We start from the raw sequence: 16,085 nt of genomic DNA, 5'->3' as shown, positions 1-16,085 counted from the left end.
ACATACGCCAGTAGCTCAATTGGCAGAGCAGCGGTCTCCAAAACCGCAGGTTGGGGGTTCGAGTCCCTCCTGGCGTGCCACTCCTCTTTCCGGCCCAGCGATTCGGGTCAGATCGGTAACTAGAGCCGGATGAATAGCAAAATCGAGCCTTCCAAAAGCGCGTCTTCTGCCAGCGCTGATATTGTGAAATACGTTCTCTCCGCGATCCTGGTGGTTGCGGGGTTGTTTGTGTGGTTCTGGTTTTCTGCGCCCGAGCGCGCCACGCAGTTGGGAGCCTGGACGCCGCAGTTGCGCGCGCTGGCTGTCATTGTTGGACTGGCAGCGGGTGCATTTGTGTTTTTGGGGACTGGCAAAGGCCGGGAAACCCGCGAATTCATGTCCGAATCCAGGTTTGAGTTGCGCAAGGTGGTCTGGCCGACGCGTCAGGAAGCCATTCGCACTACCTGGGTGGTGATTGTTGTTGTGATCATTCTGAGTTTGCTGTTGGGCGGCTTCGACTTCGTCATCCAGAAGCTCACGCAGTGGTTCCTGGCTCGTTAAGGAGAATCAAGCAGTGAAGCGTTGGTATGTCGTTCACGCCTATTCAGGCTTTGAAAAATCGGTTGCGCAGGCATTGCGCGATCGCATCGTTCGCACCGAAATGGAAGACCGTTTTGGTGACGTGCTGGTGCCGACCGAAGAAGTGATTGAAATGCGCGCTGGCCAGAAGCGTCGGTCTGAGCGCAAGTTCTTCCCCGGCTACGTGCTGGTGCAGATCGAAACCCACGAAGAAGCCGGTATTCCGCGCATCGACAATGAAAGCTGGCACTTGGTGAAGGAAACTTCCAAGGTCATGGGTTTCATCGGCGGTACGGCTGATCGTCCATTGCCGATTCGCGATGAAGAGGCTGATGCGATCCTGCAGCGTGTGCAGGATGGCGTCGAAAAGCCGCGTCCGAAGGTGCTGTTCGAGCCGGGTCAGATGGTGCGCGTCACCGATGGTCCGTTCAACGACTTCAATGGCGTTGTCGAAGAAGTCAACTACGAGAAGAGCCGGTTGCGTGTCGCCGTGCTCATCTTTGGTCGCTCCACGCCAGTCGAGCTCGAGTTCGGCCAGGTCGAGAAGGGCTGACCTGGGCGGGCGCCTGCTAGGCGCCTGCTCTAAATACTGCTATAGTGCGCGGCTCGCTGACCTGGCGACCGCCGGGAAATAATGGCTGCCGCATGGCAGCCATCTGCGTGTGGTACACAGCGCGACGCCGGGACGCGTGATTCTCCCGGTCCGATGGGGAGCCTGTTGTCAGGCGTTAGCACCCGGAGAGCATCGAAATGGCTAAGAAGATTACTTCCTACATCAAGTTGCAGGTTAAGGCCGGCCAGGCCAATCCTGCACCGCCGGTCGGCCCTGCACTGGGTCAGCGTGGTTTGAACATCATGGAATTCTGCAAAGCGTTCAACGCTGCGACTTCCAAGCTGGAGCCGGGTCTGCCGACGCCAGTGATCATCACCGCGTATTCCGACCGTACCTTCACCTTCGTCACCAAGAGCACGCCTGCCAGCGTGTTGCTCAAGAAGGTGGCAGGTGTTACTTCCGGTTCGAAGCGTCCCAATACCGACAAGGTCGGCAAGGTGACACGCAAGCAGCTGGAAGAGATCGCCAAGACCAAGGAAGCCGATCTGACGGCAGCCGAGCTCGAAGCGGCAGTTCGCACGATTGCGGGTACTGCCCGCAGCATGGGTTTGACGGTGGAGGGCTAAGACATGACACAGAATAAGCGCGTTAAGGCCATTGCGGCCGCTGTCGTCCCGGGCAAGAACTATGCCTTCGAAGACGCAATCAAGATCCTGAAGACCGCCACCAAGGCCAAGTTCGTCGAATCCATCGACGTTGCTGTGCGCCTGGGCGTGGACGCCAAGAAGTCCGACCAGCAGGTGCGCGGTTCGACCGTGCTGCCGGCCGGTACCGGCAAGAGCGTGCGCGTTGCGGTGTTCGCACCGGCGGGCGGCAAGGCTGACGAAGCCCTGGCTGCAGGCGCCGAGGCAGTGGGCATGGACGACCTGGCCGAGAAGATGCAGGCCGGCGATCTGAACTACGACGTGGTCATCGCGACCCCGGATGCCATGCGCGTTGTCGGTAAGCTCGGCACCCTGCTGGGTCCGCGCGGTCTGATGCCGAATCCGAAGGTCGGCACCGTGTCGGCGAACCCGGGCGAAGCGGTCAAGAACGCCAAGTCGGGCCAGGTGCGTTACCGCACCGATAAGGCCGGCATCATTCACTGCACCATCGGCAAGGCCAGCTTCGACGACGAAGCGCTGAAGTCGAACCTGCAGGCGCTGCTGCTGGACCTGATCAAGGCCAAGCCGGCCACCTCGAAGGGGACCTACCTGCAGAAGGTATCGGTCAGCTCGACCATGGGTCCGGGCGTGACGGTTGATCAGTCGAGCCTGTCGCTGAAGTAATCGAATCCGTCGGGCGTCATGCGCCTGACGTGTTTGTGCAGTACTGCATTGTTTTTCCGGCCCGGGTAACCGTGTGCTGGGAGTCCGTTCCCTCCTTTGGGGTAACGGACATTTTGAAGGCGATCGCCGGCATGTCCGGCGGTAGCCGTCAAAGACCGCAGGCGCGGTCAGCGCAGATCGACGACGGGCAGGGATGCTCGCACTGGCATGGAGTCGCCGTCGATGCAGCGGGATCGCTTAATTGGTTCGTTTCGAACTGGCCGGCGTAGATGGTGTCGCCCTTCTGGAGTTTTCTGGTTTACGCGCGTCTGGGACATCCCGGATCGAGTCCACTCCAGGTCTAGAACGGCCACCAAAGGAACATCGGTCGATGTTCCCGGCTTCCAGGATGGAAGCTGCCCTGGACCGCAACCGGCAGGAGCCGCGAGCGGAGTAGTTTGAAGCGGGGATGAAAGGGTTGGTATTTGGGATTTTCAGGCTGCTGCATGGCCTTGGGCGAATCCCGAATCGCAAATCTCGCGTCCCAGCTTTAACGGAGGAGTGCAATGGCTCTCAATCTGTCCCAGAAGCAAGAAGTAGTCGCCGAGCTGGCAGAAATCGCCGCCAAGGCCCACTCCCTGATCGCCGCCGAATACGCTGGCACCACGGTCTCCCAGATGACCGCGATGCGCAAGCAGGCCCGCGAAACCGGTGTGTTCTTGAAAGTTGTCAAGAACACCCTGGCTGTGCGTGCCGTCGAAGGTACCGAATTTGCTGTCGCGTCTGACAAGCTGGTCGGTCCTTTGGTGTATGCGTTTTCGATGGAGGAGCCCGGCGCTGCCGGTCGCCTGATCAAGGAATTTGCCAAGAGCAACGACAAGCTGCAGGCCAAGGTTGTGGCAATCGGCGGGGAACTGTTCCCGGCGAGCCACGTCGACGTGTTGGCTTCGCTGCCGACCCGTGACCAGGCTCTGGCCATGCTGGCCCGCGTGCTGTCCGAACCGGCTGCCATGTTCGCCCGTGCCGTCAAGGCCGTTGGCGACAAGCAGGGCGGTGGCGACGAAGCCGCCGAGCCGGTCGCCGAGACTGCCGAAGCTTGATGTCCTAGCGTCTGCTAGAAACCATTCCAGAATTAATTTCTAAAAGGTAATCACAATGTCCCTTACCAACGAACAGATCGTCGACGCCATCGCCGAGAAGTCCCTGATGGAAGTGATGGAGCTGGTCAAGGCCATCGAAGACAAGTTCGGCGTCTCCGCCGCCGCTCCGGTCGCTGCCGCTGCAGCTGGTCCGGCTGCTGTGGTCGAAGAGCAGACCGAGTTCAACGTGGTGCTGGTCAACTGCGGCACCAATAAGGTCGGCGTCATTAAGGCCGTCCGTGCCGTGACCGGCCTGGGTCTGAAGGAAGCCAAGGATCTGACCGAAGCCGGTGGCATCCTGAAGGAAGGCGCGTCCAAGGACGAAGCCGAGAAGATCAAGAAGGAATTGACCGAAGCCGGCGCGACCGTCGAAGTCAAGTAAGCAGCATCTTGCATCGCCAGCGTTTTACGGTGATGCACTGAAGGCTGGGGGCCCAAAGCCCCCGGCCTTTGGCCGTTTCGGACGTGAGTCGGGAATGGGAGTTGGAGATCTGCAACTGCGAGGTTGCGCTTTTCCGAATCCCACATCTCCACTCCCGATTCGCGGCCTCACCGAGTTGGTAGTTGGAAGTAGCAAGAGAAGGCGTGCTGGTGCCGGCAATACCAGCGACTTCCAACTGACAATTTTGTTATTTCAGGGCCGCCGCGACGCGGCCCCCGCAGCCTAGGGTGAAGACCTCATGACGTCTTATTCGTTCACCGAAAAAAAGCGTATCCGCAAGGATTTCGGTAAGCAGCGCTCGATTCTCGAAGTGCCGTTTTTGCTTGCCATCCAGGTGGATTCCTATCGCGAATTCCTGCAGGAAGATGTGGAGCCGACCAAGCGCAAGGACCTCGGTCTGCATGCTGCTCTGAAGTCGGTGTTCCCGATCTCCAGCTACAGCGGCAACGCTGCGCTCGAGTACGTGGGCTACAAGCTGGGTCAGCCGGTGTTTGACGAGCGCGAATGCCGTCAGCGCGGCATGAGCTATGGCGCGCCGCTGCGCGTGACCGTGCGTCTGGTGATCTACGACCGCGAATCGTCGACCAAGGCCATCAAGTACGTGAAGGAGCAGGAGGTCTATCTCGGCGAAATCCCGCTGATGACCGGCAACGGTACCTTCATCGTCAACGGCACCGAGCGTGTGATCGTGTCGCAGCTGCACCGCTCGCCGGGCGTGTTCTTCGACCACGACCGTGGCAAGACCCACAGCTCGGGCAAGCTGCTGTACAGCGCCCGCATCATTCCGTACCGCGGTTCCTGGTTGGACTTCGAGTTCGACCCGAAGGACGCGCTGTTCACCCGTATCGACCGTCGCCGCAAGCTGCCGGTGTCGATCCTGTTGCGCGCGCTTGGCTACAACAACGAAGAGATGTTGGCCGAGTTCTTCGAGATCAACACGTTCCATATCAATCCGGACGAAGGCGTGCAGCTGGAGCTGGTGCCGGAGCGTCTGCGTGGTGAAACGCTGAACTTCGACCTGGCCGATGGCGACAAGGTCATCGTGGAAGCGGGCAAGCGCATCACCGCCCGTCACGTCAAGCAGCTGGAAGCCGCCGGCGTTGCCGCGCTGGCCGTGCCGGACGACTATTTGGTCGGCCGCATCCTGTCGCACGACGTGGTCGATGGTTCAACCGGCGAACTGCTGGCCAATGCCAACGACGAAATCAGCGAAGACCAGTTGGCTGCCTTCCGTAAGGCCGGCGTCGATGCGGTCGGCACCCTGTGGGTGAACGATCTGGATCGCGGTCCGTACCTGTCCAACACCTTGCGCATCGATCCGACCAAGACGCAGCTCGAAGCGCTGGTCGAAATCTACCGCATGATGCGTCCGGGCGAGCCGCCGACCAAGGAAGCCGCGCAGAACCTGTTCCACAACCTGTTCTTCACCTTCGAGCGCTACGACCTGTCCACGGTCGGCCGCATGAAGTTCAACCGTCGCGTCGGCCGCAAGGAAGTGCTGGGCGAGTCGGTGCTGTACGACAAGAAGTATTTTGCCGAGCGTAACGACGAAGAATCCAAGCGTCTGGTCGCCGAGCACACCGACACCTCCGACATCCTGGAAGTGATCAAGGTGCTCACCGAAATCCGTAACGGTCGCGGCGTGGTCGATGACATCGATCACCTGGGCAACCGTCGCGTGCGTTCGGTCGGCGAAATGGCTGAGAACGTGTTCCGCGTGGGCCTGGTCCGCGTCGAGCGCGCGGTCAAGGAGCGTCTGTCGATGGCGGAGTCGGAAGGTCTGACCCCGCAGGAATTGATCAACGCCAAGCCGGTGGCCGCCGCGATCAAGGAATTCTTCGGTTCCTCGCAGCTGTCGCAGTTTATGGACCAGAACAACCCGCTGTCGGAAGTGACGCACAAGCGTCGCGTGTCCGCACTGGGCCCGGGCGGTCTGACCCGCGAGCGTGCAGGCTTCGAAGTGCGCGACGTGCATCCGACCCATTACGGCCGCGTCTGCACCATCGAAACGCCGGAAGGCCCGAACATCGGCCTGATCAACTCGCTGGCCGTGTTCGCCCGCACCAACCAGTACGGCTTCCTCGAAACGCCGTACCGGAAGGTGCTGGACGGCAAGGTGTCCGACGACGTCGAATACCTGTCGGCGATCGAAGAAAACGAGTACGTGATCGCCCAGGCGAACGCGCTGACCGACGTCAAGAACATGCTCACCGAGCAGTTCGTGCCGTGCCGGTTCCAGGGTGAGTCGCTGCTCAAGCCGCCGGCAGAAGTCCACTTCATGGACGTCTCGCCGATGCAGACCGTGTCGGTCGCAGCGGCGCTGGTGCCGTTCCTGGAACACGATGACGCGAACCGCGCACTGATGGGCGCCAACATGCAGCGCCAGGCCGTGCCGACGTTGCGTTCGCAGAAGCCGCTGGTCGGTACCGGCATCGAGCGTGCGGTTGCGCGCGACTCGGGCGTGACCGTCAACGCGCTGCGTGGTGGCGTGATCGAGCAGATCGATGCGGCCCGCATCGTGGTCAAGGTCAACGAGGCAGAAATTGGCGGCGGCACCGATGCCGGCGTGGATATCTACAACCTGATCAAGTACACCCGCTCCAACCAGAACACCTGCATCAACCAGCGTCCGCTGGTGAATGTGGGCGACGTGATCGCGCGCGGCGACGTGCTGGCCGACGGCCCGTCCACCGACATCGGTGAGCTGGCGCTGGGTCAGAACATGCTGATCGCCTTCATGCCGTGGAACGGCTACAACTTCGAAGACTCCATCCTGCTCTCCGAGCGCGTGGTGGAAGAGGATCGTTACACCACGATCCACATCGAAGAGCTGACCTGCGTTGCACGCGACACCAAGCTGGGGCCGGAGGAAATTTCCGCCGACATCCCGAACGTGTCCGAGCAGGCTTTGAACCGTCTGGACGAAAGCGGTGTGGTGTACATCGGTGCGGAAGTGCGCGCTGGCGACATCATGGTCGGCAAGGTCACACCGAAGGGCGAAAGCCAGCTGACCCCGGAAGAAAAGCTGCTGCGTGCGATCTTCGGTGAGAAGGCGTCCGACGTGAAGGACAGCTCGCTGCGCGTGCCCCCGGGCATGGACGGCACCGTCATCGACGTGCAGGTCTTCACCCGCGACGGCATCGAGAAGGACAAGCGTGCGCGCCAGATCGAAGAATCCGAGATCAAGCGCGTCAAGAAGGACTTCGACGACCAGTTCCGCATTCTGGAAGCGGCCATCTACGCACGTCTGCGCTCGCAGATTGTGGGCAAGGTCGCCAATGGCGGTCCGAACCTGAAGAAGGGCGACAACGTCACCGACGCGTATCTGGACGGGCTGAAGAAGTCCGATTGGTTCCAGCTGCGCATGAAGGACGAAGACGCTGCTGACGCCATCGAACGCGCGCAGAAGCAGATCCAGGCGCACGAGAAGGAATTCGAAGCACGCTTTGCCGACAAGCGCGGCAAGATCACCCAGGGCGACGACCTCGCACCGGGCGTGCTGAAGATGGTCAAGGTGTTCCTGGCGGTGAAGCGTCGCATCCAGCCGGGCGACAAGATGGCAGGCCGCCACGGCAACAAGGGTGTGGTCTCCAACGTCGTGCCGGTCGAAGACATGCCGTACATGGCGACCGGCGAGCCGGTGGACATCGTGCTGAACCCGCTCGGCGTGCCGTCGCGTATGAACATCGGCCAGATTCTGGAAGTGCATCTGGGCTGGGCCGCCAAGGGCCTGGGTCGCAAGATCCAGCGCATGCTGGAAGCGCAGACCGCGGTCAGCGAGCTGCGCAAGTTCCTGGACGACATCTACAACCACGACAGCGCGATCAATGCGCAGCGTGTGGATCTGTCGCAGTTCAGCGATGAGGAACTGCTCAACCTGGGCAAGAACCTGATCGACGGCGTGCCGATGGCCACCCCGGTGTTCGACGGCGCCAGCGAAGCGGAAATCAAGCGCATGCTGGAACTGGCCGAACTGCCGCAGAGCGGTCAGACCCAGCTGTACGACGGTCGCACTGGCGAAGCGTTCGATCGCAAGACCACGGTCGGCTACATGCATTACCTGAAGTTGAACCACTTGGTCGACGACAAGATGCATGCCCGTTCGACCGGCCCCTACTCGCTCGTGACCCAGCAGCCGCTGGGCGGCAAGGCGCAGTTCGGTGGTCAGCGCTTCGGCGAAATGGAAGTCTGGGCGCTGGAAGCCTACGGCGCGGCCTACACCCTGCAGGAAATGCTGACGGTGAAGTCCGACGACGTGCAGGGCCGCAACCAGATGTACAAGAACATCGTCGATGGTGAGCACGAGATGGTCGCGGGCATGCCGGAGTCCTTCAACGTGTTGGTGAAGGAAATCCGCTCGCTGGCGATCAACATGGAACTGGAAGAGTGATCGAGCTGGATCCAGGCGCCGTAATGCGGTGCCTGGATCCGGAACGTAATGCCCTCGGTTTCATCTCAGATACGAAATTCCTCCGACCCGGAGATATCCAATGAAAGACCTGCTCAACCTCTTCAATCAACAGCGCCAGACGCTGGATTTCGACGCGATCAAGATCGCGCTCGCATCGCCTGACCTGATCCGTTCGTGGTCCTACGGCGAAGTGAAGAAGCCCGAAACCATCAATTACCGCACCTTCAAGCCGGAGCGTGACGGCCTGTTCTGCGCCGCGATCTTTGGCCCGATCAAGGATTACGAGTGCCTGTGCGGCAAGTACAAGCGCATGAAGCACCGCGGTGTGGTCTGCGAAAAGTGCGGCACCGAAGTCACCCTGGCCAAGGTGCGTCGCGAGCGCATGGGTCACATCGACCTGGCCTCGCCGGTCGCGCACATCTGGTTCCTCAAGTCGCTGCCCTCGCGTATCGGTTTGATGCTGGACATGACCCTGCGTGACATCGAGCGCGTGCTGTACTTCGAAGCCTACGTGGTCACCGAGCCGGGCCTCACCCCGCTCGAGCGCCGCCAGCTGCTGACCGAAGAGCAGTACCTGACCGCACGCCAGGAGTACAACGACGACTTCGACGCCGCCATGGGCGCCGAGGCCGTGTACGAGCTGCTGCGCACGATCGACCTGCAGTCGGAAATGACCCGCCTGCGCGAAGAAATCGCCAGCACCGGTTCGGAAACCAAGCTCAAGCGTCTGACCAAGCGCATCAAGCTGATCGAAGCCTTCCTGGAATCGGGCAACCGTCCGGAGTGGATGGTCATGACCGTGCTTCCCGTGCTGCCGCCGGACCTGCGTCCGCTGGTGCCGCTGGATGGCGGCCGCTTCGCGACCTCGGATCTGAACGATCTGTACCGCCGCGTGATCAACCGCAACAACCGTCTGCGTCGCCTGTTGGAGCTCAACGCTCCGGACATCATCGTGCGCAATGAAAAGCGCATGCTGCAGGAATCGGTCGATGCGCTGTTGGACAACGGCCGTCGCGGCCGTGCCATCACCGGCACCAACAAGCGTCCGCTGAAGTCGCTGGCCGACATGATCAAGGGCAAGCAGGGCCGGTTCCGTCAGAACCTGCTCGGCAAGCGCGTGGACTACTCCGGTCGTTCGGTCATCACCGTCGGTCCGTACCTCAAGCTGCACCAGTGCGGCCTGCCGAAGAAGATGGCGCTCGAGCTGTTCAAGCCGTTCGTGTTCGCCAAGCTGCAGCGTCGTGGCCTGGCCACCACCATCAAGGCCGCCAAGAAGCTCGTCGAGCGCGAAGAGGCCGAGGTGTGGGACATCCTCGAAGAAGTCATTCGCGAGCATCCGGTGCTGTTGAATCGTGCGCCGACCCTGCACCGTCTGGGCATCCAGGCGTTCGAGCCGGTGTTGATCGAAGGCAAGGCCATCCAGCTGCATCCGCTGGTATGTACCGCCTTCAACGCCGACTTCGACGGTGACCAGATGGCTGTCCACGTGCCGCTCTCGCTGGAAGCCCAGCTGGAAGCGCGTGCGCTGATGATGTCCACCAACAACATCCTGTCGCCGGCCAACGGCGAGCCGATCATCGTGCCGTCGCAGGACGTGGTGTTGGGCCTGTACTACATGAGCCGCGCCCTGGAGAACAAGAAGGGCGAGGGCATGGTGTTTGCGAACACCAGCGAAGTGAAGCGCGCCTACGACAATCGCGTGGTGGAACTGCACGCCAAGGTCAAGGTTCGCATCACCCAGGTGGACGTCGACGCCGTCGACGGCAAGCGCACCAGCGGCACCTCGATCGTGGACACCACGGTCGGCCGTGCGTTGCTGAGCGAAATCCTGCCGGAAGGTCTGCCGTTCCAGCTGGCCAACACCGAGATGACCAAGAAGAACATCTCGCGTCTGATCAACTCCAGCTACCGTTTGCTGGGCTTGAAGGACACCGTCGTGTTCGCCGACAAGCTGATGTACACCGGCTATGCCTACGCCACCCGCGCAGGCGTGTCGATCGGCATCGACGACATGCTGATCCCGGACGAGAAGAAGGGCATCCTCACCGAGGCAGAAGCCGAAGTGCTGGAAATCCAGGAGCAGTATCAGTCGGGCCTGGTCACCGCCGGCGAGCGTTACAACAAGGTCGTGGACATCTGGTCGCGTACCAGCGAGCGCATCGCCAAGGCGATGATGGACACCATCGGTACCGAGAAGGTCGAAAATGCCAAGGGCGAAACCATCGACCAGAAGTCGATGAACTCGCTCTACATCATGGCCGACTCCGGTGCGCGTGGTAGCCAGGCGCAGATCCGTCAGCTGGCCGGTATGCGCGGCCTGATGGCGCGTCCGGACGGCTCGATCATCGAGACGCCCATCAAGGCGAACTTCCGCGAAGGCTTGAACGTGCAGGAGTACTTCAACTCCACCCACGGTGCGCGTAAGGGTCTGGCCGATACCGCGTTGAAGACCGCGAACTCGGGTTACCTGACCCGTCGTCTGGTCGACGTCGCGCAGGACGTGGTGATCACCGAAGTCGATTGCGGCACCACCGAAGGGTTGATCATGACCCCGATCGTGGAAGGCGGCGACGTGGTGGAGCCGTTGAAGGAGCGCGTGCTGGGCCGTGTCGTGGCCGAGGACGTGTACCTGCCGGGCAACGACGAAGAGCCGATCGTCACCCGCAATACGCTGCTCGACGAAGCCTGGGTTGCCAAGCTGGAAGACGCCAGCGTGCAGTCGGTGAAGGTGCGTTCGACCATCAGCTGCGAATCGTCGTTCGGCGTGTGCGCACGTTGCTACGGTCGCGATCTTGCACGTGGTCACCAGGTCAACATCGGTGAAGCGGTCGGCGTCATCGCCGCCCAGTCCATCGGTGAGCCGGGTACCCAGCTGACCATGCGTACGTTCCACATCGGTGGTGCGGCATCGCGTGCGGCTGCGGTGGACAACATCACCGTCAAGACCACCGGTTCGGTGAAGTTCAACAACCTCAAGTCGGTGGCGCATGCCAGCGGCGCACTGGTTGCGGTCTCGCGTTCTGGCGAACTGTCCGTGCTCGATGGCCATGGCCGCGAGCGCGAGCGTTACAAGCTGCCGTACGGCGCCACCATCACCGCCAAAGACGGCGATGCGGTCAAGGCCGGGCAGGGCGTTGCCAACTGGGATCCGCATAACCACCCGATCGTGTCGGAAGTGGCCGGTTTCATTCGCTTCATCGACTTCGTCGACGGCGTCACCGTCATCGAGAAGACCGACGAACTGACTGGCCTGGCCTCGCGCGAAATCACTGACCCGAAGCGTCGCGGTGCGCATGCCAAGGAACTGCGCCCGATCGTGCGCATCGTCGATGGTAAGGGCAACGACCTGACGATCCCGAATACGGATCTGCCGGCGCAGTACCTGTTGCCGCCGCGCTCCATCGTCAACCTGCAGGACGGCGCCGCTGTCGGCGTGGGCGACGTGGTCGCCAAGATCCCGCAGGAAGCGTCCAAGACTCGCGACATCACCGGTGGTCTGCCGCGCGTTGCCGACTTGTTCGAAGCACGCAAGCCGAAGGATCCGGCGATCCTGGCCGAGCGCTCGGGCATCATCAGCTTCGGTAAGGACACCAAGGGCAAGCAGCGTCTGATCATCAAGGACACCGATGGCAGCGAACACGAAGAGCTGATCCCGAAGTACCGCCAGATCATCGTGTTCGAAGGCGAGCATGTGACCAAGGGCGAGACCGTGGTGGACGGCGAGCCGAGCCCGCAGGACATCCTGCGTCTGCTGGGTGTCGAGCCGCTGGCCGCTTATCTGGTCAAGGAAATCCAGGACGTCTATCGCCTGCAGGGCGTGAAGATCAACGACAAGCACATCGAGGTGATCACTCGCCAGATGCTGCGCAAGGTCGAGATCACCGACCAGGGCACCAGCAAGTTCCTCAATGGCGAGCAGGTCGAGCGCCAGCGCGTCATCGAGGAAAATGTCCGCCTGGTCAAGCGCAACGAACTGCCGGCCAAGTACGATCCGGTCCTCCTGGGTATCACCAAGGCCTCGCTGGCCACCGAGTCGTTCATCTCGGCGGCTTCGTTCCAGGAGACCACGCGTGTGTTGACCGAGGCTGCCGTGCGCGGTACCCGCGACAACCTGCGCGGCCTGAAGGAAAACGTGATCGTGGGTCGCCTGATCCCGGCCGGTACCGGTCTTGCCTACCACGCCGGGCGTCGTAAATCGTCCGGTCTGACCGACTCGGAAATGGAAACGTTGTCGGGCAAGCCGACGGTTGCCGAGCCGGTCGTCGCTGTGGCGGACGCCGGCGCGGACGAGGAGTAAGCGCTTGCGACGGCGCTCGCAAGAGCGCCGTCAGCCAAGCGAGAGGAGGGCAGGAGGCCCTCCGTTTTCCGGCCTTTGGACGGGCCAGCAGGGTTGGGTTTCCGTGAAGTTGACGGAGTTTCGTCCTGCCAGCTATACTTCCCTGTCTCGGCGGGCCGTTTTTCGGCCTGCCTTCGTTTTCGTGCAAGGCCGTCTCGGCCTCTCTAATCAGAAGAATCAACTGATGACGACGATCAATCAGCTGGTCCGCAAGCCTCGGCAAGCGACCACCTACAAGAGTGCCTCCCCGGCACTGGACAAGTGTCCGCAGCGCCGCGGCGTCTGCACACGCGTCTATACCACTACCCCGAAGAAGCCGAACTCGGCCCTGCGTAAGGTTGCCAAAGTGCGCCTGACCAATCAGGAAGAGGTCATCAGCTACATCGGTGGTGAAGGTCACAACCTGCAGGAGCACTCCGTGGTCCTGATTCGTGGTGGCCGCGTCAAGGATCTTCCCGGTGTGCGTTATCACACCGTCCGTGGTTCGCTGGACGCCGCCGGCGTCGCAAAGCGCCGTCAAGGTCGTTCCAAGTACGGCGCCAAGCGCCCGAAGAGCTAAGGAAATACTCTAATGTCCCGTAAAGGTTCTACTCCGCAGCGCACCGTCCTGCCTGATCCAAAGCATGGCAGCGAAACCATTGCCCGCTTCATCAATATGGTGATGCAAAGTGGCAAGAAGTCGGTTGCTGAGAAAATTGTCTATGGCGCGATGGACGTCATTGGCGAAAAGAATCCGAATGCCGTCGAGCTAGTGCAGAAAGCACTGGACAACGTGGCCCCGGCTGTCGAAGTTAAATCGCGTCGCGTTGGTGGTGCTACCTATCAGGTGCCCGTCGAAGTGCGCTCCTCCCGTCGCACGGCGCTGGCAATGCGCTGGTTGATCGATTCCGCGCGCAAGCGTGGCGAGAACACCATGCCGCGCAAGCTGGCTGCAGAACTGTTGGACGCCTCGGAAAGCCGTGGCGGCGCGATCAAGAAGCGCGAAGAGACTCACCGTATGGCGGAAGCGAACAAGGCGTTCGCACACTACCGCTGGTGACCTCGGGGGCCTTGGTAACGGGGCCCTTCAGCACCATATGAGTGCTGTTTGCGACGCGTCTCGCGTCGCATTCAATCCGAAGGCCGCCGAAAGGCGGCGTTCGGCCATCCGAAATCCAAGAAATTGAGAGGCTCCCCGTGGCCCGCACCACCCCTATCGAGCGTTACCGCAACTTCGGCATCATGGCCCACATCGATGCCGGCAAGACCACCACCTCCGAGCGCATCCTGTTCTACACCGGTGTCAGTCACAAGATCGGCGAAGTCCATGACGGCGCTGCAGTGATGGACTGGATGGAGCAGGAGCAGGAGCGTGGTATCACCATCACCTCCGCTGCGACCACCGCGTTCTGGTCGGGTATGGACAAGTCCATGCCGCAGCATCGCCTGAACATCATCGACACCCCCGGGCACGTCGACTTCACCATCGAAGTGGAGCGCTCCTTGCGCGTGCTCGACGGTGCGGTGTTCGTGCTGTGCGCCGTGGGTGGCGTGCAGCCGCAGTCCGAGACTGTGTGGCGCCAGGCCAACAAGTATTCCGTGCCTCGCATGGCCTTCGTCAACAAGATGGACCGTACTGGTGCCAACTTCGACAAGGTCGTCGAGCAGTTGAGAGCCCGTCTGGGTGCCTACGCCGTGCCGATGCAGGTGCCGATCGGCGCCGAAGACGGTTTCGAGGGCGTGGTCGACCTGTTGAAGATGAAGGCGATTCATTGGGATATCGCGTCGCAGGGCACCACCTTCGAATACGGCGACATCCCGGCTGACCTGGTCGAGATTGCGACCGAGGCGCGTTCGTTCATGGTCGAAGCGGCTGCAGAAGCCAGCGAAGAACTTATGGATAAGTACCTCAACGAAGGCGACCTGAGCGAAGAGGAGATCCTGGTGGGTCTGCGCGAGCGCACCCTGAAGGTCGAGATCGTGCCGGTGTTCTGCGGCTCGGCGTTCAAGAACAAGGGCGTGCAGGCCATGCTCGACGGCGTCGTGCATCTGCTGCCGTCGCCGGCCGACCGTCCGCCGGTTGCCGGCATCGACGAAGACGAGAAGGAAGACAGCCGTCCTGCGACCGACACCGCGCCGTTCTCGGCGTTGGCGTTCAAGATCATGACCGATCCGTTCGTGGGCTCGCTGACGTTCTTCCGTGTCTACTCAGGCACGCTGAACTCCGGCGACCAGGTCTATAACCCGGTCAAGTCGAAGAAAGAGCGCGTGGGCCGCATCCTGCAGATGCATTCCAACAATCGCGAAGAGATCAAGGAAGTGCGCGCTGGTGACATCGCCGCGGCCGTGGGTCTGAAGGACGTCACCACCGGCGACACGCTGTGTGCGCAGGACAAGATCATCACCCTGGAGCGCATGATTTTCCCGGAGCCGGTGATCTCGATGGCGGTGGAGCCCAAGACCAAGTCGGACCAGGAAAAGATGGGTACGGCGCTGGGTCGCCTGGCGCAGGAAGATCCCTCGTTCCGCGTCAAGACCGACGAAGAATCCGGCCAGACCATCATCTCCGGCATGGGCGAGTTGCACCTGGACATCATCGTCGACCGCATGCGTCGCGAGTTCAATGTCGAGGCCAACGTTGGCAAGCCGCAGGTTGCGTATCGCGAAACGATCCGCAAGACCGACGTCAAGTCCGACTACAAGCACGCCAAGCAGTCCGGTGGTAAGGGTCAGTACGGTCACGTCGTGATCGAGCTGTCGCCGATGACCGAAGAAGATCGTAAGAACGATAGCGTCAAGGACGATTTCCTCTTCATCAACGACATCACCGGCGGCATCATTCCGAAGGAATTCATCCCCTCGGTCGAGAAGGGCCTGCGCGAAACGATCACTAGTGGTCCGATCGCTGGCTTCCCGGTGGTGGGTGTCAAGGTCAAGCTGGTGTTCGGCTCGTACCATGATGTCGACTCCTCGGAAATGGCGTTCAAGCTGGCCGCGTCGATGGCGTTCAAGCAGGGCTTTGCGAAAGCTAGCCCGGTATTGCTCGAGCCGATCATGAAGGTCGAGATCGTCAGCCCGGAGGATTACCTGGGCGACGTGATGGGCGACGTGAGCCGCCGTCGCGGCGTGTTGCAGGGTCAGGACGACAGCCCGTCGGGCAAGATCATCAATGCGATGATTCCGCTGGGTGAGATGTTCGGTTACGCGACCTCGCTGCGCTCGATGAGCCAGGGGCGTGCAACGTTCTCGATGGAATTCGACCATTACGAAGAGGCGCCGACCAACATCGCCGACGCCGTCACCAAGAAGGGCTGAGTTCGCTCAGCCGCTTCAAAAATTTTCTAATTAGAGGTAGCAAGT

Annotated in this window: 11 protein-coding genes and 1 tRNA gene; all 12 read left to right on the top strand. The window is 61.3% G+C overall.

Annotated elements, in window-relative coordinates:
- Window positions 1–4 precede the first annotated feature (4 nt).
- Window positions 5–80 (top strand) — tRNA-Trp (locus VC212_RS08130).
- Window positions 81–129: 49 nt separating this feature from the next.
- Window positions 130–540: a preprotein translocase subunit SecE gene (gene secE / locus VC212_RS08125; protein ID WP_055846620.1), complete on the top strand. Its 411-nt coding sequence runs from the start codon at window positions 130–132 to the stop codon at window positions 538–540.
- A 13-nt stretch (window positions 541–553) separates the two neighbouring features.
- The gene (gene nusG, locus VC212_RS08120) at window positions 554–1,111 is read left to right on the top strand and encodes a transcription termination/antitermination protein NusG (RefSeq protein WP_005993332.1); all 558 of its coding nucleotides are present in this window, start codon (window positions 554–556) and stop codon (window positions 1,109–1,111) included.
- Window positions 1,112–1,308: 197 nt separating this feature from the next.
- The gene (gene rplK, locus VC212_RS08115; protein ID WP_055846621.1) at window positions 1,309–1,737 is read left to right on the top strand and encodes a 50S ribosomal protein L11; all 429 of its coding nucleotides are present in this window, start codon (window positions 1,309–1,311) and stop codon (window positions 1,735–1,737) included.
- Between the two features lie 3 nt (window positions 1,738–1,740).
- Window positions 1,741–2,439 (top strand): 50S ribosomal protein L1, encoded by a 699-nt coding sequence (gene rplA, locus VC212_RS08110; RefSeq protein WP_323515138.1) that lies wholly within the window; start codon window positions 1,741–1,743, stop codon window positions 2,437–2,439.
- A 545-nt stretch (window positions 2,440–2,984) separates the two neighbouring features.
- Window positions 2,985–3,518, top strand: coding sequence for a 50S ribosomal protein L10 (rplJ, locus tag VC212_RS08105; protein ID WP_323515137.1), 534 nt, complete (start codon window positions 2,985–2,987; stop codon window positions 3,516–3,518).
- A gap of 55 nt (window positions 3,519–3,573) precedes the next feature.
- Window positions 3,574–3,939 (top strand): 50S ribosomal protein L7/L12, encoded by a 366-nt coding sequence (gene rplL, locus VC212_RS08100; RefSeq protein ID WP_323515135.1) that lies wholly within the window; start codon window positions 3,574–3,576, stop codon window positions 3,937–3,939.
- A 298-nt stretch (window positions 3,940–4,237) separates the two neighbouring features.
- Window positions 4,238–8,389 carry a DNA-directed RNA polymerase subunit beta gene (gene rpoB / locus VC212_RS08095; RefSeq protein WP_115512412.1) on the top strand — a complete coding sequence of 1,384 codons (4,152 nt, stop codon included), beginning with the start codon at window positions 4,238–4,240 and terminating at the stop codon, window positions 8,387–8,389.
- 100 nt (window positions 8,390–8,489) lie between these two features.
- The gene (gene rpoC / locus VC212_RS08090) at window positions 8,490–12,707 is read left to right on the top strand and encodes a DNA-directed RNA polymerase subunit beta' (protein ID WP_055846634.1); all 4,218 of its coding nucleotides are present in this window, start codon (window positions 8,490–8,492) and stop codon (window positions 12,705–12,707) included.
- 223 nt (window positions 12,708–12,930) lie between these two features.
- Entirely contained in the window at window positions 12,931–13,305 is a 375-nt protein-coding gene (rpsL, locus tag VC212_RS08085; protein WP_002811712.1) for a 30S ribosomal protein S12, read from the top strand.
- Between the two features lie 12 nt (window positions 13,306–13,317).
- A complete protein-coding gene (rpsG, locus tag VC212_RS08080; protein ID WP_006450629.1) occupies window positions 13,318–13,785 on the top strand; it encodes a 30S ribosomal protein S7 in 468 nt (155 codons plus the stop codon).
- Window positions 13,786–13,922: 137 nt separating this feature from the next.
- Window positions 13,923–16,040, top strand: a complete 2,118-nt coding sequence (fusA, locus tag VC212_RS08075; protein ID WP_055846638.1) for an elongation factor G — start codon at window positions 13,923–13,925, stop codon at window positions 16,038–16,040.
- The last annotated feature ends 45 nt before the right edge of the window (window positions 16,041–16,085 follow it).

The sequence above is a fragment of the Xanthomonas sp. WHRI 8932A genome, assembly GCF_035012785.1.
Lineage (GTDB): Bacteria > Pseudomonadota > Gammaproteobacteria > Xanthomonadales > Xanthomonadaceae > Xanthomonas.
This window is presented reverse-complemented; position numbering and strand designations above follow the sequence as displayed.

Bases quoted from the DNA above. Each gene is read 5' to 3' on its own strand.
- rplL (WP_323515135.1), top strand. From the start codon at position 3,574: ATGTCCCTTACCAACGAACAGATCGTCGACGCCATCGCCGAGAAGTCC.
- rplA (WP_323515138.1), top strand. From the start codon at position 1,741: ATGACACAGAATAAGCGCGTTAAGGCCATTGCGGCCGCTGTCGTCCCG.
- rpoB (WP_115512412.1), top strand. From the start codon at position 4,238: ATGACGTCTTATTCGTTCACCGAAAAAAAGCGTATCCGCAAGGATTTC.
- rplJ (WP_323515137.1), top strand. From the start codon at position 2,985: ATGGCTCTCAATCTGTCCCAGAAGCAAGAAGTAGTCGCCGAGCTGGCA.
- rpsL (WP_002811712.1), top strand. From the start codon at position 12,931: ATGACGACGATCAATCAGCTGGTCCGCAAGCCTCGGCAAGCGACCACC.
- rpsG (WP_006450629.1), top strand. From the start codon at position 13,318: ATGTCCCGTAAAGGTTCTACTCCGCAGCGCACCGTCCTGCCTGATCCA.
- rplK (WP_055846621.1), top strand. From the start codon at position 1,309: ATGGCTAAGAAGATTACTTCCTACATCAAGTTGCAGGTTAAGGCCGGC.
- secE (WP_055846620.1), top strand. From the start codon at position 130: ATGAATAGCAAAATCGAGCCTTCCAAAAGCGCGTCTTCTGCCAGCGCT.
- rpoC (WP_055846634.1), top strand. From the start codon at position 8,490: ATGAAAGACCTGCTCAACCTCTTCAATCAACAGCGCCAGACGCTGGAT.